Raw genomic sequence first — 24098 nt, forward strand, 5'->3', positions numbered from 1 at the left:
TCAGGTGGCGGAAGCGGTGGCTCGGGACACGGCGGACTCCTCAATTCCTAGGCAGGGTGAGTTCACCCTGCCGTGTAGAGCAAGCTGCCGACTAGTGCCGCTTGGTGCTGTCGTGCCGTTATCCAGCCAGCGCTGGTAGTGCGGAGTACGGCGGGCGAGGTCCCAGTACGCCTCGGTGGCGGCCACGGCGATCTCGTCGGCGCAGAACGCGAGGGTGCTCTCCTCGCGCCAGGCGAGCACATGCCGCACGAGCATGGGCGTGCCGGACAGGGGCCGAATGGCCAGGCCAGGGCGCTGCGGGCGGGTGGGCTGCATGAGGCCGACCCCGTAGCCGCCGAGCACGAGGGCCTCGCGGGCGGAGTCGGTGTCCACGTCGTGGGCGATGCGTGGGGAGAACCCGTGCGCCTGGCACAGCTCGCGGAACACGACCCGGCAGCCGTCCCCGCAACTGGAGACGATCCAGTCCTGGTCGGCGAGCTCAGCGAGCGCGATCTCGGCGCGGGCGGCGAGCGGGTGCGCGGCGGGCAGCGCGAGGAAGGCGGGCTCCTCGACGATCACCGTGGTGCGCACCCCGGGCGGCACGGACAGCGGGCGCGAACCGCAGATCATCACCAGGGCGGCGTCCACGCAGCGGTTGGTCAACTGGGTGAGCAGCCGCAGCCGGGACACGTCGGCCCTGGTGCGCACGGCGACCCCGGGCAGCACGACCTGCACGCAGTCCAGCAGCTGAGCGGTCAGCGCACTGTCGTTCCAGCCGATGCGCACGAAATCGGCGGCATGTGGCTGCTGGCGGCGGAAGTCGCGCTCGATCTCGTCGAAGGCGAGCACGATGGCCTTGGCCCTGGCCAGCACGAGGCGGCCCAGTTCGGTGGGACGGGTGCCCTGCTGGTCGCGGTCGAACAGCTGACCGCCGAGCAGCCGCTCGATGCGGCGGAGCTGGTGGCTGAGCGAGGGCTGCGCCATGCCCAGGCTGGCAGCCGCACGGTTGAGGCTGCCCTCCTGGGCTATGGCGCGGATCACTCTCAGGTGGCGGACCTGTAACTCCATAGCCCTTGGTATTCGGCCACCAGGTGTCGCTGCTACCGCCGATTGCAGGCTACTGGTTGGTAACCTCCGGCTCGTAGGCCAGGTTCGGGCGCAGCCAGCGCTCCACCTCGGCCTGCGGCATGCCGCGGCGGGCGGAGTAGTCCTCGATCTGGTCCCGGCCGATCCGGCCCACCGTGAAGTACTTGGACTCGGGGTGGGCGAAGATCAGCCCGCTGACGCTGGCCGCCGGGGTCATCGCGAAGGACTCGGTCAGCCCCAGCCCCAGCTCACCGGCCTCCAGCAGGTCGAACAGGGCCTGCTTCTCGCTGTGGTCGGGGCTGGCCGGGTAGCCCAGCGCGGGCCGGATTCCACGGAAGCGCTCGGCGTGCAGGTCCTCCAGCAGCGGCTGCGCGTCGGGCTCGAACCAGTCCCTGCGGGCTTGCAGGTGGATGTACTCGGCGAAGGCCTCGGCCAGCCGGTCGGCCAGGGCCTTGACCATGATCGCCTTGTAGTCGTCCTGCCTGGCCTCGTAGCTGGCGGCCAGTTCCTCGGCGCCGTGGATGGCCACGGCGAAGCCGCCGAGGTGGTCCCCGGCGGGGGCGATGTAGTCGGCCAGGCAGCGGTTGGCCCTGCCCTCGGGCTTCTCGGTCTGTTGGCGCAGCATCGGGAAGCGGACCCCCGACTCCAGCACGATGTCGTCGCCCTCGCTGTGCGCGGGCCAGAAGGCGTAGGCGCCCCTGGCCTGGAAGCTGCCCTCGGCGATGATCTGGTCCAGCAGGGTGTTGGCCTCGTCGAACAGCTCGCGGGCCACCGGCTGCTCCAGGATGGCCGGGTACTTGCCCTTGAGCTCCCAGGCCAGGAACAGGAACTGCCAGTCCACCATCTCGCGCAGGGTGGTCAGGTCCGGCTCGACCACTCGCAGCCCGGTGAACGCCGGGGTGGGCAGCTCGGCGAAGGAGACCTCCTCGCGGTTGGCGCGGGCCTGGGCCACGCTCAGCAGCGGGCGCTGCTGGCGGTTCTCGTGCTGCTCGCGCAGCCGGGCCTGCTCCGCGCGGTTGTCGGTGTCCAACTGCTCGGCGCGGTCGGCGTTGAGCAGGTCGGAGACCACGCCGACCACCCGCGAGGCGTCCAGCACGTGCACGGTGGTCTTGTCGTACACCGGGGCGATGCGCACCGCGGTGTGCTGGCGGGAGGTGGTCGCCCCGCCGATCAGCAGCGGGATCTTCAGGCCCCTGCGCTGCATCTCCCCCGCCACCGAGACCATCTCGTCCAGCGAGGGCGTGATCAGGCCGGACAGCCCGATCGCGTCGGCGCCCTCGGCAACGGCGGTGTCCAGGATGACCGAGGCGGGCACCATCACGCCCAGGTCGATCACCTCGTAGTTGTTGCAGCCCAGCACCACGCCCACGATGTTCTTGCCGATGTCGTGCACGTCGCCCTTGACCGTGGCCAGCACGACCTTGCCCTGCCCGCTGGTGGTCCGCACCTGGCCGGACAGCCGCAGCCGCTCCTTCTCCTCCTCCATGAAGGGCTCCAGGTAGGCCACCGAGCGCTTCATCACCCGTGCGCTCTTGACCACCTGGGGCAGGAACATCTTGCCGGAGCCGAACAGGTCGCCGACGATCTTCATGCCGTCCATCAGCGGACCCTCGATGACCTCCAGCGGGCGCGCGCAGTCCAGCCGCGCCTGCTCGGTGTCCTCCTCGATGAAGTCCACGATGCCGTGCACCAGCGCGTGCGCCAGCCGCTCGCGCACCGGCTGCTCGCGCCAGGACAGGTCCACGGCCCGCTTGGTGCCCTTGCCGCTGACCGTCTCGGCGAAGGCCACCAGCCGGTCGGTGGCGTCCTCGCGGCGGTCGAACAGCACGTCCTCGACCAGTTCCAGCAGGTCGGCGGGGATGTCCTGGTACACCGCGAGCTGACCGGCGTTGACGATGCCCATGTCCAGGCCCGCGCGCACGGCGTGCAGCAGGAAGGCCGAGTGCATGGCCTCGCGCACCACGTCGTTGCCGCGGAAGGAGAAGGACAGGTTGGAGATGCCCCCGCTGATGCGCACGCCGGGACAGCGCTGCTTGATCAGCGGCAGCGCGTCGATGAAGGCCTTGGCGTAGCCGTTGTGCTCGCTGATGCCGGTGGCCACGGCGAGCACGTTCGGGTCGAAGATGATGTCCTCGGCCGGGAAGCCCGCCTGCTGGGTCAGCAGGTCGTAGGCGCGGGCGCAGATGGACACCTTGCGCTCGGTGGTGTCGGCCTGGCCCTGCTCGTCGAAGGCCATCACCACCACGCCGGCACCGTAGTCGCGGATGCGCCGCGCCTGGGCCAGGAACTGCTCCTCGCCCTCCTTGAGGCTGATCGAGTTGACCACGCCCTTGCCCTGCACGCAGCGCAGACCGGCCTCCAGCACGGTCCACCGCGAGCTGTCGATCATGACCGGGATGCGGGCCACCTCGGGCTCGGTGGCGATCAGGTTCAGGAAGGTGGTCATCGCCCGCTCGCTGTCGAGCAGGTCGGCGTCCATGTTGACGTCGAGCAGGTTGGCACCGCCGCGCACCTGCTCCAGGGCCACGTCCACGGCGGCCTGGTGGTCGTCGCCCTCGATCAGCCTGCGGAACCGCGCCGAGCCGGTGACGTTGGTGCGCTCACCGATCATGACGAACCCGGTGTCCTCGCCGATGCTGAACGGCTCCAGGCCGCTGTACCGGGTGGTGGGCGCCGGGCTGGGCACCTGCCGGGCGGGCCGCCCGCGCACGGCCTCGGCGATGCGGCCGATGTGCGCCGGGGAGGTGCCGCAGCAGCCGCCGACCACGTTGACCATGCCCGAGTCGGCGAACTCCGCCAGCATCTCGGCGGTCTGCTCGGGGGTCTCGTCGTAGCCGCCGAAGGCGTTGGGCAGTCCCGCGTTGGGGTGGCAGGCGGTGTAGGTGCCCGCCAGCCGGGACAGCTCCGCCACGTGCGGGCGCATCTCCTTGGCGCCCAGCGAGCAGTTCACGCCCACCAGCAGCGGGTCAGCGTGCTCGATGGAGCTCCAGAACGCCTCGACGGTCTGCCCGGACAGGGTGCGCCCGGACAGGTCCACGATGGTCACCGAGATCCACAGCGGCAGCTCGGGCGCCACCTCGCGGGCGGCGGCGATGGCGGCCTTGCAGTTGAGCGTGTCGAAGATGGTCTCGACCAGCAGCAGGTCCACCCCGCCCTCGGCCAGCGCGGAGATCTGCTCGGCGTAGGCGTCGCGGACCTGGTTGAAGCTGACGGCGCGGAAGGCCGGGTCCTCCACCTTGGGTGAGAGGGAGAGCGTGACGTTGAGCGGCCCGATGGAGCCCGCGACGAACCGGCCACCAGCCTCGTCGGCGGCCTGCCGGGCCAGCTGCGCGCCCCGCACGTTCATCTCCCGCACCAGCTTCTCCAGCCCGTAGTCGGCCTGGCCGATGCTGGTGGCGGTGAAGGTGTTGGTGGTGGTGATGTCGGCGCCCGCGTCCAGGTACTGGCGGTGCACGTCCAGGATCACGTCGGGACGGGTGAGGTTGAGCAGGTCCGGGTCGCCGGTCACGTCGTGCGTGTGGTTGCCGAACCGATCGCCCCGGTAGTCCTCGGGGGTCAGCTTGGCGCCCTGCAACATCGTGCCCCAAGCGCCGTCGAGCACCGCGATCCGCTGGTCAAGCAACGCTCGCAGACTGGTGGAACTGCTCAATCCGTACACCTCCGACTGGAATCGGAGGCGCCCTTGTCCGGGTGGGTCCGGTCGAGCGTGGCGGACCGCCTTGGTCCGTTGCAGCGCCTCTCGACCTGAACATGGAGGATACCGGAAAGCATGATTGCGCGAACCCCTAGTCGGACAGTGCGCCCACGGGCTGGAACGCGCCTTGACAACGCATCGCGTGCCGCACCAGGTCGATCAACGTGTCCCGGACGGACTCCCGGTCGCGCGCGTCGCAGTCCAGCACCGGCACCAGCGGGCCCAGCCGCAGCGCCTGGCGGACCTGCTCGGCGGTGCGCCCCCGGTGCCCGTCGAAGTGGTTGAGCGCCACCACGAAGGGCAGGCCGCGGTGCTCGAAGTAGTCGATCGCGGCGAAGCAGTCGGCCAGCCGCCTGGTGTCCACCAGCACCACGGCGCCGATGGCCCCGCCGGAGATGTCGTCCCAGGTGAACCAGAACCGGCTCGGCGTGCCGAACAGGTAGAGCACCAGCTCGGTGTCCAGGCTGATCCGGCCGAAGTCGGTGTTCTCGGCGGTCAGCGGCGGGATCTCGGAGACGGCGCTGGCGAAGGTGGTCTTGCCCGCGCCGCACCCGCCGGCCAGCACGATCTTCGTGGAGCGTCTCACCACGCCACCAGGTTCTCGCGCGGGTCGGGCGTGGGCAGTGCGGACAGGCCCTCGGACAGCTCCACCGCGGCGCGGGCCAGCACCGCGATGTCGGCATGCTGACCGGCCAGCACCGCCAGGCGGGCACCCCGGCCCAGCGAGACCAGCAGCAGCACGCCGCGGCGCATCTCCACCACCGCCTGCCGCACCGCGCCGCCGTCGATCACGTCCGAGGCACCGTCGGCCAGGCTGACCAGCCCGGACACCACGGCGGCCAGCTGCGCGGAGCGGTCGGCCGCCAGCGGGTCCGAGGTGCACAGCAGCAGGCCGTCGCTGGACACCACGACACTGTGCTCAGCGCCGGGCGTGCACCGGGTGAACTCGGTGACCAGCCGGTGGTAGTCCTCGGACGATCTCACGTGCTGTGCTCCTCAGAGTGGCCCCTAGGCGCACCTTCCTAACGTGCTGTGATTGGAACTGCCAGCAGTTCGGACACTGTCCACTCGTACAGGTGACAGATTTCCGTTGTCCCCGTTGAACTATTCGCCCGAGTGCGTTTCGACGTGCTGCCAGGTCAGCGCGCTGTGCCCGACCTCGCCGGGCCGTCCGGTGCGGGCGAACTCCACCCACGCGCGGTTGAGCTGCGTGGCCAGTTCCTGCGGGGCCCGCTCGCCGACCAGGCCCCGCGGCCCCGAGGCGGCGGCGAGGTTGTCGAAGACGAAGGGCAGTTCCACGCCGTGGCAGGCGCCCAGCCGCCCGCCGAACTGCGGGGAGCGCCAGCCGAACTCGTAGCGGAAGGCCTGCCCGGCGTGCTCGGCGGCCAACCGGCGCGCGCCGTCGGCGAACACCAGGTCGGTCATGGTGCTGGACAACACCTCACCGGGTGAACGGCCGTCGGTGCCCAGGCCGTGGCGGCGCAGCTCGGCCTCCGGCTCGGGGTGTGTCCTGGCGAGCATGGCGATCGCCTGCTGCTCGTCGAGTGCGTCGATCATCCCGGTCGGTACCAGGTACAGCCGCATCTCCTCGGCGCAGCTGCCCACAATGAGGTCCACAGTGGACGGTTCGGCCCGCTCGGGCAGCGACTCCTCGTCCAGCACGGGCAGGAACGAGGCGATGCCGTGCGCCGGGGCGGCACCGCTGGCGTCGCGCAGGTCCGGGCCCCGCACGGCCAACGCCTCCTGCACCGCCAGCAGCCGTTGCACCGGCACGGTGCGCAGCGCCTCGGCGGTCGGGGCCACGCCCAGTTGACCGGCCACGTGCTCGGTGAGCAGCTTGGCCTGCTCGGGGGCGTGGACCATCTCGGCGTGTCCGCTCTGGACGATCGCGCGCCGGAAAAGGCCCTGCGCCAAGGGAGAGCGCAGCAGGCAGGCCACGCTGACCGCCCCGGCGGACTCGCCGAACACGGTGAGGTTGTCCGGGTCCCCGCCGAACGCGGCGGCGTTGTCCCGCACCCAGCGCAGGGCGGCGATCTGGTCGAGCAGCCCGAGGTTGGCCGGGGCGCCGTCCACCGGCAGCCAGCCCTCGATGCCCAGCCGGTAGTTGATCGTCACCAGCACGACCCCGTTGCGGGCGAAGGCGGCCCCGTCGTAGCAGGAGGCCGAGCCGGTGCCGCCGACGAAGGCCCCGCCGTGCACGAACACCATCACCGGCAGGCCGCCCGCGCCGGTGTCCGAGGTCCACACGTCGGCGCAGAGGTAGTCCGGGCCGGGCCGCCAACCGGTGCCGGTCAGCACGGAGGCGTCCAGGCCGGGGAACTCGCGGTGGTTCTGCGGGGCCGTGGGCCCGGGGCGCCGCGCGTCGCGGACGCCCGGCCAGGCCGGGGCGGGCGCCGGGGCGGCGAAGCGCACGGGCCCCGCGGCGTAGGGCACGCCGAGGAACCGGCTGACCCCGGCCACCTGCTCGCCGCGGACCTGGCCGGAGGTGGTGCGGACGACGGGCTCGGTCACGTGCTGTTCCTCTCGTCGAAGACCTTGCCGGGGTTGAGGATCCCGTGCGGGTCGAGTGCCTGCTTGACCGCGCGGTGCATGTCCAGCACCACCGGTCCGAGTTCGCGGTCCAGCCCGGGGCGCTTGAGCAGACCGACCCCGTGCTCCCCGGTGACCGTGCCGCCCAGGTCCAGCGCGTCGGCGATGATCTGCTCGAAGGCGGCCTGCGCCCTGGCACGCGCCGCCTCGTCCCCGTGCGGGGTGATCAGCAGCGGGTGCAGGTTGCCGTCCCCGATGTGCGCGATGTTGGCGATCAGCGTGTCGTGCCGCCGGGCCGCGGCCTCGATCCGGCCCAGCATCCGCGCCACGGCCCCGGTGGGCACGCACACGTCCTCGGTCAGCACCGGGCCGAGCCGCTCCAGCGCCGGGTAGGCCAGCCGCCGGGCCGCGAACAGGGCGTCGGCCTCGGCCTGGTCGCTGGACTGCACGGCCCAGCTCGCCCCGGCCCGCTCGAAGCAGTCCAGCATGGTCGCGGCCTCGTGCTCACCCAGCGCGCCCGGCGCGTCGGTGCGGCCGAGCAGCACGACCTCGGCGTCGGCGCTCAGGCCCATGTTCTTCCAGGCGTCCACCGCGGCCAGGCAGTGCCGGTCCACCAGTTCCAGCGCGGAGGGCACGACCCCGGCTGCCGCGATCGCCGCCGCGGCCTCGCCCGCCGCGCCGGTGGAGCCGAAGTAGCCGGCCACGGTGCGTTCGGGCGCGCGCTGGGCGCGCAGCCGGACCGTCACCTCGGTGATCACGCCCAGCGTGCCCTCCGAGCCGACCAGCAGGCCCGCCAGGTCGTAGCCCGCCACGCCCTTCGCGGTGCGCCGCCCCAGCCGCACCAGCTCACCCGTGCCGGTCACCACCTGCATGCCCAGCACGTAGTCGCGGGTCACCCCGTACTTGACGCAGCACACGCCGCCCGCGTTGGTGGCCACGTTGCCGCCGATGGTCGACCACGGGGAGCTGGCCGGATCGGGCGGGTACCACAGCCCGTGCTCGGCGCAGGCCGCGCGCAGGTCCTCGTTGACCACCCCGGGCTGCACCACGGCGAGCCGCTCCACGGTGTTGATCTCGCGGATGGCGGTGAGCCGGTCGGTGCTGAGCACCACGCAGCCCGCCAGCGCGTTGGCCCCGCCGGACAACCCCGTGCCCGCTCCCCTGGTGACGACCGGGACCCGGTGGCGCAGGCAGGTCCGGACCACGGTCCGCGCCTCCTCGGCGCTGTGCGGGCGCACGAGCACCGCGGGCAGCTCCCAGGGCGCCCACTCGGCCTCGTCGTGGGCGTAGCCGCGCAGCACGTCCGGGTCGCGGACCACGCGTTCCTCGGGCAGCCCTGCCAGCAGGTCCTCGATCAGCACAAGATCAGGCTAGGCCCGCTCACCGGGGTCTGCCGATGGACGAACCGCCCACTGTTCGCCCGGTTGAGTGGATACTCCTCCCATGTGGTTGGAGTTGCTGCTCGCCGAGGAACCGGCCCAGGCGCTGGCCGCCCACCGGGACCGGCTGCTCGCGCGGGGCCTGCCCGCCGAGCAGGTGGAGCGCGAGGCGCGGGCGGCTCTCCAGGTCAGGGCCCTGTTGGCGCAGCGACGCCAGCGGGCGGCCGAGCTGTCGGCGCTCAACGAGATCGCGGGCCGCCTCGCCGGGCTGCACCAGCCGGGTGAGCTGCTGCGCGAGGTCACCGAGCAGGCCCGTCGGCTGCTGGCCGTGGACCTGGCCTACATCGGGCTGGTGCAGGGCGAGCAGTTCGTGATGGAGGTGGCCAGCGGGGCGCTCACCCCGCAGCTGCTCGGGCTGCGCCTGCCGCGTGCGGCGGGCATCGCGGGCGCCGTGGTCACCGGGGCACGACCGATCTGGACCTGTGAGTACGCCGCGGCCGTGTCCTTCGAGCACCACCCGGTGGCCGACGAGGTGGCCGCAGCGGAGAACATCCGCGCCCTGCTGGGCGTGCCGCTGACGGTGCGCGGGCGGGTGCTCGGCGCGCTGTTCGCCTGCAAGCGGCAGGAGCGGCACTTCACCGAGGAGGAGGTCGCCCTGCTCACCGCGCTGGCCGCGCACGCGGCCGTGGCGATCGACAACGCGGTGACCCTGCACCGGCTCAACGAGGCCAACGCGGAACTGGCCCGGACCCTGGGCTGGGACCGGCAGCTGACCGAGGTGGTGCTGCGCGGCGGCGGGGTGGACGACCTGGTCGCGGAGGTGGCCGCCTCGGTGGCGGGGCAGGTGCGGTTCCTGCCTGGCCAGGAGCGGGCCGAGGGTGAGGTGGTGTGCACCGTGCGGGCGGACCGGCTGGTGCTCGGCTCGCTCGTGCTGGTCGGCGAGCAGGTGTGCGCCGGGGACCGGCTGCTGCTGGAGCGGGCCGCCCCGGTGCTGGCGCTCGCGGTGCTGCGCGAGCGGGCCGCGGCCGAGGCGAGTCGGCTCACCCGCGACACCCAGGTGATCGACCTGCTCACCCGCCCCGCCGCGGACGGCCAGCGGATGCGCGCCCTGGGCCTGGACCCGTCCCGCCCACACTGCGTGCTCCTCACGACTCCCGGCACCGAGCCGCCCCGTGTGCCGACCGGCGGTGTGCTCGCCCGCAGCGGGGACCGGCTCGTGCTGGTGGCGCCCGGCGAGTCGGCGGAGGACCTGCTCGCCCAGTGGCCGCCGGGTCGGCACACCGTGGGCGCCGCGGGACCGGCCGCCAACCCCGGCGAGCTCGCCCGCTGCTACCAGGAGGCCGAGCAGACCCTGGACGCGCTGCTCGCCCTGGGCCGCGAGGGTGAGTCGTGCACCGCCGCCCAGTTGGGCATCTACCGGGTGTTGCTGACCCATGCCGGGCGCGAGCAGCTGCACGCCGAGTTCGAGCGCGCGCTCGGCCCGGTCCTCGCCGAGCAGGAGCGGCGTGGTGTGCCGCTGCTGGACACCGTCCGCGCCTACCTGGACAGCGGTGGGCGGGCCGCCGCCGCGGCGCAGGCCCTCGGCGTGCACGTCAACACGCTGTACCAACGACTTGGCCACCTCGACGCCCTGCTCGGCCCCGGCTGGCGCGAGCACCCGCGAGCACTGGACCTCCAGGTGCTGCTGCGGGTGGTGCCGGGCTAGCCACTCATCAGCGCGGAGCTGAGCCCGGTCACCAGCAGTGCGACCACCGCCACCCAGCACGCGGTTTGTGCTGTGCCACCGAGGAAGGCGCTGCCCAGCACGGCGACCCCGAGCGCGCCGCCGAACTGCTGCACGGCGTTGAGCAGACCGGCCGCCGAACCAGTCTCCTGTGGACGGACCTGGCGCAGCGCGGAGGTGAAGAACGAGGTGGTGAACAGGCCGATGCCCAGTCCGCACACGGTGAGCGCGCCGGGCAGCGGCCACGGGTAGCTGCCCGCCGGGGTTCCCGCGTACACCGCGATCGCCGCCAGCAGCCCCAGCAGCAGCACGGCCAGCCCGAGGTGCATGACCCGATTCCCCAGGCGTGGCACCAGGTACGCGCCCGACACCCAGGAGGCCACCGCCATGCCGCAGGACCAGGGCACCATGGTCAGCCCCGAGGTCAGCACGTCGGCGTGCAGGTCCAGTTGCAGTTGCAGCACCACCACCAGCATGAGCCCGTTCATGACGGCGAAGAACAGCACCGAACTCACCAGCGCGGCGGGGAATCCCCTGCTGCGGAACAGGGTCCGCTCCACCAGGCTGCCCTTGCGCTGCTGCACCGCGAACACCGCCAGCACGGCGGAACCCGCCGCGAACAGTACCCAGTCGCCGCCCTGGATCAGCGGGTAGACCACCAGCCCGGCGCCGAGCACCACCAGCCCCGTGCCGAGCAGGTCAAGGCGTGGCCGGTGCTCGGCGCGGTCCTCGCGCAGCAGGCGGGTCGCGGCCAGCACACCGAGCCCCAGCGGGAGGTTGACCAGGAACACCGAGCGCCAGGAGGAGCCGAACAGGTCGGCGTGGGTGAGGATGCCGCCCAGTGCCGGTCCGCAGATGGCGGCCAGGCCCATGACCGGGCCGATGCTGCCCAGCGCGCGGGAGAGCTCGGGGCCCTCGAACATGCTCCGGATCAACCCGAAGGTCTGCGGGATGATCAGAGCGGCGGCGGCGCCCTGCACGGCCCGCGCGGTGATCAGCAGCCAGGCCGTGCCAGCCAGCGCGCAGCACAGCGAGGCGAGCACGAACCCGGCCACCCCGAGGCGGAACACCCGCTTGCGGCCCGCGAGGTCGCCGAGCCGCCCGCCGGTGATCAGCAGCACGGCGAAGGGCAGGGTGTAGGCGGCGCTGAACCACTGGATGTCCGACTCCGGCCCGGCCAGGTCGGCGTGCATCACCGGCGCGGCGACCTGCACGATCGTCGAGTCCAGCAGGTTCATCGCCTCGGCGGTCAGCAGGGCGGCCAGTGCCGCCCAGCGCCACCGGTAGAGCACTGTTGTCATGGCGCCGAGCCTGCGGACCGCTGGCCAATGGTTCCACTCATCCGCACGAATCAGACCGAAAGTTCCACTCGCACCCCGGCATGTGCAGAATAGTTCCATGCTGGACGAGATCGACAAGGGTCTGATCCACGCCCTGCACCTCGACGGCCGGGCCCAGTTCAGCCGGATCGCCTCGGTGCTCGGGGTGTCCACGCAGACGGTGGCCCGCCGCTACCGGAGGCTGCGCGCCGAGGCGGGACTGCGGGTGGTCGGCCTGCCCGACGCCGACCGCGCGGGGCAGGCCCGCTGGCTGGCCCGGCTCACCGCGAGCCCGCACACCGCCCAGGACCTCGCGCAGGCCCTGGCCCGCCGCCCGGACACCTCCTGGGTCAAGCTCGCCTCCGGCGGCACCGAGATCGTCGCCATCGTGCACGCCCCGGACTCGGCCGGGCATTCCCTTCTGCTGCACGACATCCCGCGCACCGCGAGCATCACCTCGGTGTCCGCGCACTACCTGCTGCACACCTACCTGGGCGGTCCCTCGGCCTGGCACGGGCACGTCGCCGCGCTCAGCGAGGAGCAGCAGCGCGAGCTGACCCCCAGCCACACCGCCCGCCCCCAGCCGATCACCGAGGACGACCGCGCGCTGCTGAGCGCCCTCGGCCGGGACGGGCGCGCCAGCCACGCGGAACTGGCCGGGGCCACGGGCTGGTCCCAGTCCACCGTCGCCCGCCGGCTCGCCGCCCTGCGGGCGGCCCGCGCGATCTTCTTCGACGTGGAGATCAGCGCCGGGCTGCTCGGCGCCAGCACCGCCGCGCTGCTCTGGATGTCGATCACCCCCTCCCGGCTGGACGCGGTCGCCAGCACGTTGGCACAGCACGAGGAGCTCGCCTTCGTCGCCGCCACCACCGGCCCCACCAACCTGGTCGCCCACGCGCTGTGCCGCGACCCGGCTGCCCTGCACCACTACCTCACCCGGCGGCTCGGCAGCCTCGACGGGATCCAGACCCTGGAGACGGCCCCCGTGCTGCGCACCCTGAAGGCCGCCAGCCCGATCACCCCACCAGCGGGAATACCGCCGGCCCGTGCTAGGTTGAAGCCCAGTAGTTGAGAGCTCAACAACCAGAGAGGAGCAGCCGTGCAGTTCGGGATCTTCACCGTCGGCGACGTGACCACCGACCCGACCACGGGCCGGACCCCGACCGAGGCCGAGCGGATCAAGGCCATGGTGGCCATCGCGCTCAAGGCCGAGGAAGTGGGCCTGGACGTGTTCGCCACCGGTGAGCACCACAACCCGCCGTTCGTGCCCTCTTCGCCGACGACCATGCTGGGCTACGTCGCGGCCAGGACCGAGCGGCTCATCCTGTCCACCTCCACCACGCTGATCACCACCAACGACCCGGTGAAGATCGCGGAGGACTTCGCGATGTTGCAGCACCTGGCCGACGGCCGGGTGGACCTGATGCTGGGCCGGGGCAACACGGGGCCGGTGTACCCGTGGTTCGGCCAGGACATCCGCCAGGGCATCCCGCTGGCCGTGGAGAACTACGCGCTGCTGCACAGGTTGTGGCGCGAGGACGTGGTGGACTGGCAGGGGCGCTTCCGCACCCCGTTGCAGGGCTTCACCGCCACGCCGCGCCCGCTGGACGGGGTGCCGCCCTTCGTGTGGCACGGTTCGATCCGCAGCCCGGAGATCGCGGAGCAGGCCGCCTACTACGGGGACGGGTTCTTCGCCAACAACATCTTCTGGCCCGCCGACCACTTCCAGCGACTGATCGGCCTGTACCGGGAACGTTACGAGCACTACGGGCACGGCAAGGCGGACCAGGCGATCGTCGGATTGGGCGGACAGGTTTTCCTGCGGCGCAATTCCCAGGACGCCGTCAAGGAATTCCGGCCGTACTTCGACAACGCCCCGGTCTACGGGCACGGACCCTCGCTGGAGGAATTCACCTCGCAGACCCCGCTGACCGTCGGCAGCCCGCAACAGGTGATCGACCGGACCCTGCGCTTCCGCGAGGACTTCGGCGACTACCAGCGGCAGCTGTTCCTGATCGACCACGCGGGCCTGCCGCTGAAGACCGTGCTGGAACAGCTGGACCTGCTCGGCGAGGAAGTGATCCCGGTGCTGCGCAAGGAGTACGACGCGCTGCGACCGGCACACGTGCCGCAGGCCCCGACGCACGCGAGCCTGCTCGCGGCACGACAGGAGGTCAGGGCATGACGTACCGGCTGGCGGTGGTGTCGGCGGGGATCGGCGAGCCGTCCTCGACGAGATTGCTGGCGGAGCGGCTGGCGCAGGCCACCGGGCAGGCGCTGGGCGGGCAGGCCGAGATCCACGTGGTGGCGCTGCGGGACCTGGCGCACGAGGTGGCCAACGCGGTGCTGACCGGCTTCCCCGCGGGCGCGCTGCGCGAGGCGGTGGACACCGTGGTCGGGGCGGACGCGCTGATCGCGGTGACGCCGATCTTCAACGCCTCCTACAGCGGCCTGTTCAAGTCCTTCTTCGACGTGCTGGAGCCGGATTCGCTGGCGGGCAAGCCAGTGCTGATCGGCGCGACCGGCGGAACGCCGCGGCACTCGCTCGCGCTGGAACACGCACTGCGCCCGCTGTTCGCCTACCTGCGGGCGGCCGTGGTGCCGACCGCGGTGTACGCGGCGGCGGAGGACTGGGGCGGCCAGCTCACCGACCGGATCGGGCTGGCGGGCGGGGAACTGGCGAACCTCGTTGCCGGAACGCCGAAACCCGTTCGTCAGGATCCGTACGAGAACGTGGTCCCGTTCGAGCAGTTGCTGGCGGGCAACGGGTGAGCGGGGACCGTGCCCGGTCCCCGCTCCCGCGGACTACTTCGTGAGGATTCTGTCGCCGGGGAAGATCAGGTCCGCATTGGTCAGGAAGCCCTTGTTCTTGTCCAGCAAGGACTGCCAGCCGCCCTCGACCTTCATCTCCTGCGCGATCGAGGAGAGGGTGTCGCCCACCTTGATCGTGTAGTCACCGGCCGGATTGCTCGTGGAGGCAGGCCCCTGCGCGGCGGGCGCGCTGGCCTGCACCGGAGCGCTGTACGAGGGCGCGGGCGCGCTCCGGCGTGCGGGTGCGGTCGCCCCGTGCGCTCCTCTCGCGCCACAGCTGGACCAGGCGCCGATTCCCTGGCTGCGCAGGACGTTCTCGGCGACCCGGATCTGCTCCTCGCGGGAGGCCTGGTTGGGCATACCGCTGCCACCGTTGGAGTGCCACGTGCCCGGCGTGAACTGGAGCCCGCCGTAGTAGCCGTTCCCGGTGCTGGTGTGCCAGTTTCCGCCGCTCTCACAGGCGGCGATCGCGTCCCAGTCCACGGCGTGCGCGGTGGCGCTGGTCACGAAGAGGGGAGCCGCGACGCCGAGCAGTCCGGCGACGGTGATCCCCAGGGTGGTGCGGATGTCACGCTTGCCTCGACAGGAGGACATGTGCGTCAGTTGCCACCGCGCCTGCTGCCCGACCCGAAACCGAGTCCAGCTCGTCGTCCCTGTCCGGCAGCATCCCTTCACTTGACAACGCGGCCGGGAGCGCTGGTGGACAGGATTCGGCGCTTGCTCTCCCGGTCTGACCTGGCAGCAACGACTTCTCGTTACTGCCGAGGGAGAAGGTAAGAGCTGCCAGCGGAATTGGCGAGAGGAAAGCTGGATTTGCTGCCAGCGCGGCGAACCAGGCAAACAGGTGAGTGCGTTGCGCATTTTCCCTGGTCCACCCGCGTGTCGATCTCACACTCACTTCACCTCCGACTCGGGTCGGAATCACCCGAATTGGTGTGACCGGGCAAACAGGGGTTTAGACCCCGCATTAGCACACTTGACATGCGACTGTGGGAGGCACTTCAGCGTGTCGCCCGAACCCGCCACGACCGCGCCTGCTGAGCACGGCCGTGGCGGGTACCGGAATCAGGGCAGGGTGAGGCCGTACGCGCTGAGCGCGGCGGGCACCGGCTGGAAGAAGGTCTCCCCGCCGGAGTTGCAGTCCCCGCTGCCGCCCGAGGTCAGCCCGATCGCGGTGCCGCCGTCGTACAGCGAGCCCCCGCTGTCGCCCGGTTCGGCGCAGACATCGGTGTCGATCAGCCCGCTGACCGAGCCCTCCTGGTAGTTGACCGTGGCGTTCAGGCCGGTCACCGAGCCCGAGTGCACCCCGGTGGTGGACCCGGAGCGGGTGACCTGCTCGCCCACGGTGGCCTCACCGGCACCGGTGATCTGCTGCCCGGTGTTGATCGCGCTGGGCGCGTCCACCCCGGAGTCGTAGGCCGCCCAGGAGTAGTCGTGGCCGGGGAAGCTCGCCCCCTGGGTGCGCGCGATGTGCTGGGAGTTCGAGGAATCCGCCCACCAGTCGTTGGTGGCCACACCGCAGTGCCCAGCCGTCAGGATGGCCGGGTTGCCGCTGGAGTCGTGCACGTTGAAGCCCAGCGAGCAGCGCAGGCCCTGGCCCCAGATGGCGTCGCCGCCGCTGATCAGTGGGCGCAGGTGCCCGCTGGTCCGCTTGAGCCGCGCCTTGGCGCCGAAGCCGTGCACCACCTCGGTGACCTTGTCCAGTTTCGCCCCGGTGACCGTGGCGTCCGCGGTGACCAGAACCTGGCCGGAACGCGGGTCAACGCGCCAGGCCGTACCCGGAATGCTCGCGCTGCGGCCGAGTTCCGCGGTGACCGCGGCAAGTTCCGATGCGCGGTAGGACACGTGCTGGGGCACGGCGCCCCTGGCACGCACCTGGTTGGCGGCCTCCGCGTCGGTGACGGTGACCACCAGCCGGGACGTGGCCTGGTCGAAGTAGGAGCCGACGGTCCGGTCACCGAGCGTGGAGCTGAGCTCGGTGCCCAGGGTCGCGGCCTGCCTGGCCTGCAGGGGCGTGCCCGCTGAGGCCGGTACGGCGAGGAACGCTCCGGTCGCGGTCACCGCGGCAGCGGCGATCGCGCAGCGCCTCGCGAGATCTCGATGGCGTGCAGGGAACATTGGCCATCTCCGTTCTGTTGCGAGTCAGGGAGTGCAACCGAACGCGCGCGTTCCTACAACGTAGGACCACCTGAGGAGGGCACCCCACCCTACGAAAGTACTGTTTTGGTCTGTACCAGTAGCTCGATCTGCCGAACCACGGTGGCGGCCGGCGGCATGGCGTGCAGTTCCGCGCGCACCTGCCCGGCGGCGGCGCGCAGATCCGGGTCGTGCAGCAGGGCGTCGACCAGCTTCGCGTCCACCTCCTCGGGCGTGGCGAGCAGACCCAGTCCGCGCTCGTGCACGGCGGCGGCGTTGAGCGGCTGATCACCGTCCCGCGGCACCACGAGCTGCGGGATTCCCGCGTCGATGGCGGTCATGGTGGTGCCCGCACCGCCGTGGTGGATCACCGCGGCACAGGTGGCCAGCAGGGAGTTGAGCGGGACCCAGCCGGTGACGCGCACGGTGGGCGGCAGCTCGCCCAGCGCCGAGATGTCCGCCCCGTCCAGGGCTAGCACGAACTCGGCCTCGGTCTGTTCCGCGGCGGCCACCACGCGTTCCACCGGGCCGAGACCGGCCAGGTGCGGAGTGAAGGTGCCCAGCGTGACGGCGATGCGCGGCCGGTCCCGCGGGGTGAACAGCCAGCCAGGCAGCATGCCCGAGCCGTTGTACGGCAGGTACCGCATCGGCCAGGCACCCTGGACCGAGCCCATGCTCGGCGGGCTGACGTCGATCACCGCGCTCGGTGCGGGCAGGCCCCGCACCCCGTAGCGGCGGAACAGGGTCAGTTGCGGGCGGAAGAACGCCTCGGCCCCGGACAGGTTGTGCGCCAGGCCGATGCCGTGCGCCACCGAGGGGATGCCCGCGTGGATCGCGGCCAGCGAGCCGATCAGCAGGGTCTCCTCGTGCACCACCACGTCCGGCCGCCAGGACTCGACGACCCGCACCAGGCCCTCGATCATCGTCTCCGCCATGAAGGCGAAGAAGCGCGCCCACGGGTGCTCGGGGTCCTCCGGGGTGTCGGGGGTCGGCTCCCGCCCGACCTCCGCCCCCTCGGGCAGGCCCATGTCCAGGTCCGGCACGATGTCCACGCCCGGCAACCCGGTGCGCTCCACCGGGGCGAGCCCACCGCAGGTGGCGATCAGCACCTCGTGCCCGGCCGCGCGCAGCGCCCAGCCGGTGGAGATCATCGGGAACAGGTGTCCGTGTGCGGACAGGCAGGTGATCAGCACGCGCATCGCAGGTGCTCCCCCAGGAGTCAGTGAGGATTGCTCGGTGACTGCCTCGAAGCTAACACCAGTTCTGAACAGTTCTTCCTGTGCGACAACCAAAGAAGCCGCGATCACAACTTTGGTGCTCCACCATTCGGGTCAGGCAACGGGGTGCTGCCGACCGGCCGTCGGCACAGGTTCACTCGCGGTCGTCACCCGTGTGTCACCAGTGCTGCCCGATCGGCCCATTGGCGGGTTCGCCACCGCTCAGCGATGATCGCAGCTTCGAGCGCGGAGGTGTGCATGGACCGGATCACCGCCGGGGACCTGAGCCTGTTCCTGCGGGCGCACGACTGCTTCCGGCGGGACCTGGCCAGGCTGAGGCTGCTGCTGACCAGGAAGCGGGAGGCGCCGGCGGCGCGCGCACAGGCGCTGGTCAACTGCTGGTCGACCACCGTGCGGATCCTGGAGCACCACCACGAGGTGGAGGACCACGTGATGTGGCCGCTGGTGACGGCGAGGTGCGCGGAGGCAGCAGAGGTGCTCGGCGAACTGGAGGCCGAGCACCACCGGCTGGACAAGCTGACCGCCGAGGTCGGCACGCGGCTGGCCGAGCTGCCCGGACACCAGGACGCCGCGCGCAAGGCCGTCACCGACCTGGACAACCTGCTGGGCTGCCACCTGGCCGTGGAGGAGCAGCGGGTCCTGCCGATCATCCTGGCCGAGTTCAGCACCGCCGACTGGGCACAGGTGGAACGGAGCAACGGCGAGGACCTGATGGCACGGGGCCTGCTGCCCGAGGTGCTGCCCTGGATCACCGACGGCGCCGCCCCGGAGAGCGCGGCGCGGTTCGTGGCGCTGATCGCGCCCGGCCAGGCCGAGGTGTACCAGCACGAGTGGTTACCCGCCTACACCCGCCGACTCGCCGCCGCCGGGCTGCGCACGACGGCGTAGCCGGCACGGCCACCGCACCGAGGTTGGCGGAATACCCGCGGCAGCGGCCGGGGTTGTCCCTAGCGGACCTAGGAGGCGAACGATGAGCTTGACCCTTGGCAACGGACCGCTGTCCGCGAACCCGCCGAGCGCCGCGAACTACCGGATCGACGGCCCGGCGCACAAGCTGCTGGCCACCCCGTTCCCCCGCAGGGTACGCGGGGTCTTCGCCGACCGGACCGTGCTCGACACCGATCGAGGTGTGCTCGTGCACGAGTCCAACATCCTGCCCCGGCTGTACGTGCCCGAGGAGGACCTGGACACCGCGCTGCTCACCGACACCGACCTGTCCACCCACTGCCCGTTCAAGGGCGACGCCTCGTACCGCAGCATCACCGTGGGCGAGCGCACCGCCGAGAACGCCGTGTGGGCCTACCGCGAACCGCTGCCCGCCGCGGAGTGGCTGCGCGGGTACGCCTCGGTGTACTGGGCAGCCCTCGACCACTGGTACGACGAGGACGAGGAGGTCTTCGGGCACCTGCGCGACCCGTTCACCCGCGTGGACATCCGCGCCAGCAGCCGCAAGGTCGTGGTCCGCGCCGGGGACCAGGTCCTCGCCGAGAGCGGCCGACCGCTCGTGCTGTCCGAGAACGGCCTGCCCAACCGGTACTACCTGCCCCGCGAGGACGTGCGCCTCGACCTGCTCAGCCCAACCGACACGTCCACGGTGTGCCCGTACAAGGGAACGGCCTCGTACGTGCGGACCGCGGAGATCGAGGACGTGGCCTGGATCTACGAGCAGCCGTTCGTGGAGTGCACCGCAATCGCCGGCAAGATCAGCTTCGACCCGGGGAAGGTGACGGTCGAGGTGGTGTAGGGGGTGGTTGGGGGTGTGTTGGGCGGTCCGGGGGGTGTGTTCGGCGTTGCGGGGTGGCGTGTCGGCGTGTCCGGGGTGGTGTGTCGGACGTTCCGGTGCGGTGTGTTCGGCGTTCCGGGGCGGCGTGTTGGTGGCGGCGGGCGGCGTGTCCCGCTGACCGGGGCGCGAGTCCCGCTCTGAGGAGGGCGAGTCCCGTTGTGGGGTGGGTGAGTCCCGGTGTGCGGGGCGTGTCGTGAGTGGGTGGCGTGCGGGGTGTGGCGGGGTTGGTGACGCGGGTTGGCGGGCGGCGTGCGGGGGTTGGTGGCGCGTGTCGGACGTTGCGGGAAGGCGTGTCGGCGCTTGCGGGATGGTGTGTTCGGCGGTCCGGGGCTGCGTGTTGGGGCTTCTGGTGCGGTGTGTCCCGGTGTGGGGAGCGCGAGTCCCGCTCTGAGGAGGGCGAGTCCCGGGCTCCGGTGTGTGAGTCCCGGGCTGGGGTGGGTGAGCCCCGGTGTGCGGGGCGTGGCGTGAGTGGGTGGCGTGCGGGGTGCTGCCGGGCTGGTGACGCGGGTTGGTTTGGTGCGGGTCCCTCGCGGCGGCCGTAATCGGGGTAGTCGGGGCGTGGAGGACGCCCCGATTCGCCGACGAGCGTAAGGCCGCCGCTACCCACACAAAACCAACCCCGGATTGGTGGGCGGTGTGCGGGGGTTGGTGGTGCGCAGTAGGCGAGAGTTGCGGTGCGTGTCGGACGGTGCGGGGTGGTGTGTTGGCGGTTGCGGGATAGTGTGTTGGCGTTTGGGGTGCGGTGTGTCGGACGTTGCGGTGCCGCGTGTCGGCGTGTCCGGGGTGGCGTGTTGGACGTTCCGTACCGCGAGTTCGGTGTTCCGGGGTGGCGTGTCGGCGTGTCCGGGGCGGCATGTCGGCGGCGGGCGGCGTGTCCCGCTGACCGGGGCGCGAGTCCCGTTGTGGGGAGCGCGAGTCCCGGGCTGGGGTGGGCGAGTCCCGCTGACTAGAGCGTGAGTCCCGTTGTGGGGAGGGTGAGTCCCGGGCTCCGGTGGGCAAGTTTCGCCGACTGCCCGGCTTGGGTTTTGGGCGTGGTCACCCACATGGGTAGCCATTGGTGGGCAACGGTTTTGGTGCGATTTCGGGGGTAGAATTGTTGGTATGACAGCATTCGTGGAGACTCAGCCTGCCGCAGGGTTGTGGCGGTTGGGTGACGCGGAGCTGTTGGGTGAGTTGCAGGACGCGGAAGTGGTTCTGCGGCAAGCCTATGCGAAGGTGTTGGGGTTGGTCGCGGAGGCCGAAGCGCGGGGTGTGGCGGAGCGGGTGGGGTATCCGAGCCTGAGTGAGTTGCTGCGTGGTGTGCTCTGCGTGAGCAAGAAGGAAGCCAGGCAGCGGATCGCGCACGCGGGTGTTCCGGTGGGGGTGGCGTTGGAGCCGGAGCAGTTGTCGGTGATCAACCGGGTGCTACGGGAGTTGCCGCCACACGTGGATCAGACCGAGCGCGGACACGCGGTCGAGGTCCTGGCAGCAGCGGCCCAGACACTGGACGCCTCCAACCTGGTGCCACTGGGCCGGGAGATCGTCAACCGGCTGGACCCCGACGGGGCGCTACCGAGCGAGGACGAACTCGCCCATCCCCGACGAGAATTCCGCTACGACACACGGCGGGACGGGTCAGTACGGTTCCACGGGTGCCTGGACGCGGAGACCGGCGCACTGCTGGGGGCAGTCCTCAGCCCGCTGGCGAAACCACACGACGCCCACGACACACGCACCCTGCCCGAACGACAAGGAGACGCGTTCGCGGAACTACTGGAAACCAGCACCACGCCCACCGAAGGCGGAGAACGCCCCCACATCGCAGTGACCATCGACTGGCACACGCTAAAAACCGGCACAGGAACCACCGAACTCGCCCCATCAGCGATCCGCCGACTCGCCTGCGACGCGAAGGTGATCCCAGTAGTACTGGGCAGCAACTCCGAACCACTCGACATCGGCCGCATCAGCTACACCGTGCCACCTCACCTCCGACGAGCACTGATCGTCAGGGACAAACACTGCGCATTCCCAGGATGCAGAAGACGCCCCAGCACCTGCCACGCACACCACATCACCCACTGGGCCAACGGCGGAGACACCGCACTGACCAACCTGGTGCTGCTCTGCGGAATGCACCACAGACTCATCCACCACAGCGGCTGGACAGTACGAATCACCAACGGGCAGCCGGAATTCACACCACCGAGCTGGCTCAGACGGGAATCGGGCTAGGCTATGCCTCAAAGTCCTGACCAGCCAGCGTAGCGGTAACGGGCCGACCTGACCGAAATCGGTGAACAATGCGTCCAGCACACCGAACGCCGCCTTCACCTGGTCATTACCCCAGCAGTGCGAGCCCTAGTCGCGCAGGCCGCCCTCGTGGGCGATGCCCTGTTCGATGGCGAGCCGGGTCAGGTCGGGCCTGCGGCGACGGCCGGTCTTGTCGCGGATGCGGTCCAGGTAGGAGCGGACGGTGCGCACGGTGATGTTCATGGCGTCGGCGATGTCCTGGTCGCGTTCACCGGCGGCGAGCAGGGACAGGACCTGTTGTTCCTGTTTGGACAGTGCGAGTTTGGGGCCGGTGTTGCGCTGGCGGGAGGAGTTGAGCACGAAGGCGGCGAGGGTGGGTGAGACGTAGCTGTTGCCGACGGCGATCTCGCGGATGGCGCGCAGGATCTCGGCGCCGTCGGCGTCCTTGGACAGGTAGCCACGGGCACCGGCGGAGATGGCGCCGAGCACCTCGGCCTGACCGGCGTGGGCGGAGACGACGAGCACCTTGTGGCCCATGCCGACGACCTCCATCACGGCGGCGGCGTCACGGACACCGCGCAGCTTCAGGTCGAGTACGACGACGCCACCGGCGGGTTGCCGGCCGGCGGCGAAGCGGGCCACGGAGTCGGCGACAACACCGAGTTCGATGTCGGGCGCGTCCTCGAGGACCCGGGCGACGGCGGCCCGGTACAGGGGGTGGTCCTCGATCACACCGACCGGGATCGGTTCGATCTCATCCGCCATCGGTGCTCCTCTGTGCGGCACGCGGATCCAGGGCGGGCCCGGTGGGCAGCAGTGACAACAGGCTGGTCGACACGCCCTGCCGCGACACGGAGCCGTAGCCAAGGGCCTTGACGGCGTCCGCACCGGACACGGGGTACTTGGTGCCGGTGTCGGTGACGAGGTAGACGGCGGCGCCGTCGTTGACGAGCGCACCGGAACCGGGCGGCACGTAGACCTCGTTGGCGACACGGTCATCGGTGCGACCGGGCACGGGCATGGTGCGCGCCCCGGCGGGCAGGGGCACAGCGGGGCCGAGGGTGATCTGGCCGCCCGCGGCGCACAGCGCGAGGCGGCCGGTGGAGGCGGGGTCGACGGCGGGCACGCGGCGCGGGTAGCCACCGGCGTTTTCGTCCACAGTGGACGCCTGGGCCCTGGGCACGGCGGCGATGTCGGCGGTGGACACGGGAACGGTCCGGGTGCCGGTGTTGGCGGGGTTGCCGACGACGAGCCGGGCCTCGGTCTGGGTGATGGTGGCCAGGGAGTCCTTGCGCACCAGGTAGAAGACCCCGTTGTCGGCGGAGAGCACCTGCCCGACCCGGGTGGACCTGCCGCCAACGGTGGGGCCGCTGGCCCCGCTGTCGGGCACGGACACCAGGCCGAGGTCCTGCCCGGCGGGCACGGTGTCGACCCAGGTCCCGGCCACTGGCAGCACGGGCAGGCCGTCGTAGCCGAGCGCGGTCAGGGCGGCGTCCTCGGGCAGCCGGTAGCGTCGCCCGGAGGCGATCAGGTACCGGTCCCCGGAGCGGGACCGCACCAGCAGGCCCTGGCCGGGGGCGAGCGGGCGCCCGCCGCCGGAGACGCCGAGCAGCACGGTGGACACCGGCTCGGCGGCGGTGGGCGCGTCGGGCGAGCTCCACGAGCAGCTGGTGAGCGCGGGCGGCAGCAGGTGGTCGGCGGCGGGCAGCGAGTCGGGCGCACCGGCGATGCCCAGCGCGTGCCCGCGGGCGGCACCGGCCAGGGTGGACGCGGGCACGGTGGTGGTCTTGTCCCCGTTGCCACCAGCCAGCAAGCGAGCCGAGGCGTAGTTGAGCACCGGGTGCAGCAGGCCGTCCTGGCCGAGCACGAAGCGGGCGCCGGTCTCCTTCTCCACCAGCACCTGGCCGCCCTGCTTCCAGTCGGCGTCCCCGGTGGGGCTGAGCACCCCGGCCACGCCGAAGCCCGCGGTCACCAGCAGGGCGACCCCGACCCCGACGGCGACGCCCGCGACCAGCCGCCTGCTCGGTGAGACCGGCGAATTGGCGTCGGCGGACACCAAAGCGGAGACCAGCCTTCGGCGCAGGAACTGGTACGCCTGGATCTGATCACGCTGAGTCCACAACACAGGCCCCCATGCCCTCTGTACGGCGTCGCCCGAGCATACCTATGCTTGCCCTGCGGCCCAGGGG

Annotated in this window: 19 protein-coding genes and 1 riboswitch; of the genes, 7 read left to right on the forward strand and 12 right to left on the reverse strand. The window is 71.4% G+C overall.

Annotated elements, in window-relative coordinates:
- The 6 genes from KALB_RS29625 to KALB_RS29650 form a co-directional block, all read right to left on the reverse strand.
- The gene (locus KALB_RS29625) at positions 1–1020 is read right to left on the reverse strand and encodes a LysR family transcriptional regulator (RefSeq protein ID WP_236650053.1); all 1020 of its coding nucleotides are present in this window, start codon (positions 1018–1020) and stop codon (positions 1–3) included.
- A 76-nt stretch (positions 1021–1096) separates the two neighbouring features.
- Entirely contained in the window at positions 1097–4723 is a 3627-nt protein-coding gene (metH, locus tag KALB_RS29630) for a methionine synthase (protein ID WP_420811810.1), read from the reverse strand.
- Positions 4724–4732: 9 nt separating this feature from the next.
- Positions 4733–4812: riboswitch (S-adenosyl-L-homocysteine riboswitch) on the reverse strand.
- Positions 4813–4850: 38 nt separating this feature from the next.
- Complete coding sequence (locus tag KALB_RS29635) at positions 4851–5345, reverse strand: GTP-binding protein (protein ID WP_025359309.1); 495 nt, start codon at positions 5343–5345, stop codon at positions 4851–4853.
- On the reverse strand, positions 5342–5743 hold the full coding sequence (locus tag KALB_RS29640; protein WP_025359310.1) for a roadblock/LC7 domain-containing protein: 402 nt from the start codon (positions 5741–5743) through the stop codon (positions 5342–5344). Before KALB_RS29640 ends, KALB_RS29635 begins: the two co-directional genes overlap by 4 nt.
- A gap of 120 nt (positions 5744–5863) precedes the next feature.
- Positions 5864–7270 (reverse strand): carboxylesterase/lipase family protein, encoded by a 1407-nt coding sequence (locus KALB_RS29645; RefSeq protein WP_025359311.1) that lies wholly within the window; start codon positions 7268–7270, stop codon positions 5864–5866.
- The gene (locus KALB_RS29650; RefSeq protein WP_025359312.1) at positions 7267–8649 is read right to left on the reverse strand and encodes an FAD-binding oxidoreductase; all 1383 of its coding nucleotides are present in this window, start codon (positions 8647–8649) and stop codon (positions 7267–7269) included. Before KALB_RS29650 ends, KALB_RS29645 begins: the two co-directional genes overlap by 4 nt.
- Positions 8650–8731: 82 nt before the next feature.
- On the opposite strand from KALB_RS29650, the gene KALB_RS29655 reads away from it, so the two are divergent.
- Positions 8732–10372, forward strand: coding sequence for a helix-turn-helix domain-containing protein (locus KALB_RS29655; RefSeq protein WP_052360495.1), 1641 nt, complete (start codon positions 8732–8734; stop codon positions 10370–10372).
- Here the strand turns inward: KALB_RS29655 and KALB_RS29660 are convergent.
- Positions 10369–11691, reverse strand: a complete 1323-nt coding sequence (locus tag KALB_RS29660; RefSeq protein ID WP_030110018.1) for an MFS transporter — start codon at positions 11689–11691, stop codon at positions 10369–10371. The genes KALB_RS29655 and KALB_RS29660 overlap by 4 nt on opposite strands.
- Positions 11692–11788: 97 nt before the next feature.
- Here KALB_RS29660 and KALB_RS29665 point away from each other — a divergent pair, with 97 nt between their 5' ends.
- The 3 genes from KALB_RS29665 to KALB_RS29675 are packed head-to-tail and all read left to right on the forward strand — an operon-like array spanning position 11789 to position 14481.
- Complete coding sequence (locus KALB_RS29665; RefSeq protein ID WP_025359313.1) at positions 11789–12781, forward strand: Lrp/AsnC family transcriptional regulator; 993 nt, start codon at positions 11789–11791, stop codon at positions 12779–12781.
- A 27-nt stretch (positions 12782–12808) separates the two neighbouring features.
- On the forward strand, positions 12809–13894 hold the full coding sequence (locus KALB_RS29670) for an LLM class flavin-dependent oxidoreductase (RefSeq protein ID WP_025359314.1): 1086 nt from the start codon (positions 12809–12811) through the stop codon (positions 13892–13894).
- Positions 13891–14481, forward strand: a complete 591-nt coding sequence (locus KALB_RS29675) for an FMN reductase (protein WP_025359315.1) — start codon at positions 13891–13893, stop codon at positions 14479–14481. Before KALB_RS29670 ends, KALB_RS29675 begins: the two co-directional genes overlap by 4 nt.
- A gap of 33 nt (positions 14482–14514) precedes the next feature.
- Here KALB_RS29675 and KALB_RS29680 read toward each other — a convergent pair whose 3' ends face one another.
- The 3 genes from KALB_RS29680 to KALB_RS29690 all read right to left on the reverse strand — a co-directional run bounded on the left by KALB_RS29680 (position 14515) and on the right by KALB_RS29690 (position 17855).
- Positions 14515–15114 (reverse strand): LysM peptidoglycan-binding domain-containing protein, encoded by a 600-nt coding sequence (locus tag KALB_RS29680; RefSeq protein WP_025359316.1) that lies wholly within the window; start codon positions 15112–15114, stop codon positions 14515–14517.
- A gap of 471 nt (positions 15115–15585) precedes the next feature.
- Complete coding sequence (locus KALB_RS29685; protein ID WP_025359317.1) at positions 15586–16581, reverse strand: S1 family peptidase; 996 nt, start codon at positions 16579–16581, stop codon at positions 15586–15588.
- A 146-nt stretch (positions 16582–16727) separates the two neighbouring features.
- Positions 16728–17855 (reverse strand): nucleotide disphospho-sugar-binding domain-containing protein, encoded by a 1128-nt coding sequence (locus KALB_RS29690; RefSeq protein ID WP_025359318.1) that lies wholly within the window; start codon positions 17853–17855, stop codon positions 16728–16730.
- A 246-nt stretch (positions 17856–18101) separates the two neighbouring features.
- On the opposite strand from KALB_RS29690, the gene KALB_RS29695 reads away from it, so the two are divergent.
- The 3 genes from KALB_RS29695 (at position 18102) to KALB_RS29705 (ending at position 21891) form a co-directional block, all read left to right on the forward strand.
- Positions 18102–18782, forward strand: coding sequence for a hemerythrin domain-containing protein (locus KALB_RS29695; RefSeq protein WP_081789594.1), 681 nt, complete (start codon positions 18102–18104; stop codon positions 18780–18782).
- 82 nt (positions 18783–18864) lie between these two features.
- The gene (locus KALB_RS29700) at positions 18865–19638 is read left to right on the forward strand and encodes a DUF427 domain-containing protein (RefSeq protein ID WP_025359320.1); all 774 of its coding nucleotides are present in this window, start codon (positions 18865–18867) and stop codon (positions 19636–19638) included.
- A gap of 1140 nt (positions 19639–20778) precedes the next feature.
- A complete protein-coding gene (locus tag KALB_RS29705) occupies positions 20779–21891 on the forward strand; it encodes an HNH endonuclease signature motif containing protein (RefSeq protein ID WP_081789595.1) in 1113 nt (370 codons plus the stop codon).
- Positions 21892–22017: 126 nt separating this feature from the next.
- On the opposite strand, the gene KALB_RS29710 is transcribed toward KALB_RS29705, so the two are convergent.
- Together KALB_RS29710 and eccB are read right to left on the reverse strand one after the other, a co-directional pair.
- A complete protein-coding gene (locus KALB_RS29710; protein WP_025359322.1) occupies positions 22018–22674 on the reverse strand; it encodes a LuxR C-terminal-related transcriptional regulator in 657 nt (218 codons plus the stop codon).
- Positions 22664–24034 (reverse strand): type VII secretion protein EccB, encoded by a 1371-nt coding sequence (eccB, locus tag KALB_RS29715; RefSeq protein ID WP_420811811.1) that lies wholly within the window; start codon positions 24032–24034, stop codon positions 22664–22666. Before eccB ends, KALB_RS29710 begins: the two co-directional genes overlap by 11 nt.
- Positions 24035–24098 lie beyond the last annotated feature (64 nt).

It is taken from the genome of Kutzneria viridogrisea DSM 43870 (genome assembly GCF_000525635.1).
In the GTDB taxonomy this organism is placed as follows: domain Bacteria; phylum Actinomycetota; class Actinomycetes; order Mycobacteriales; family Pseudonocardiaceae; genus Kutzneria; species Kutzneria viridogrisea.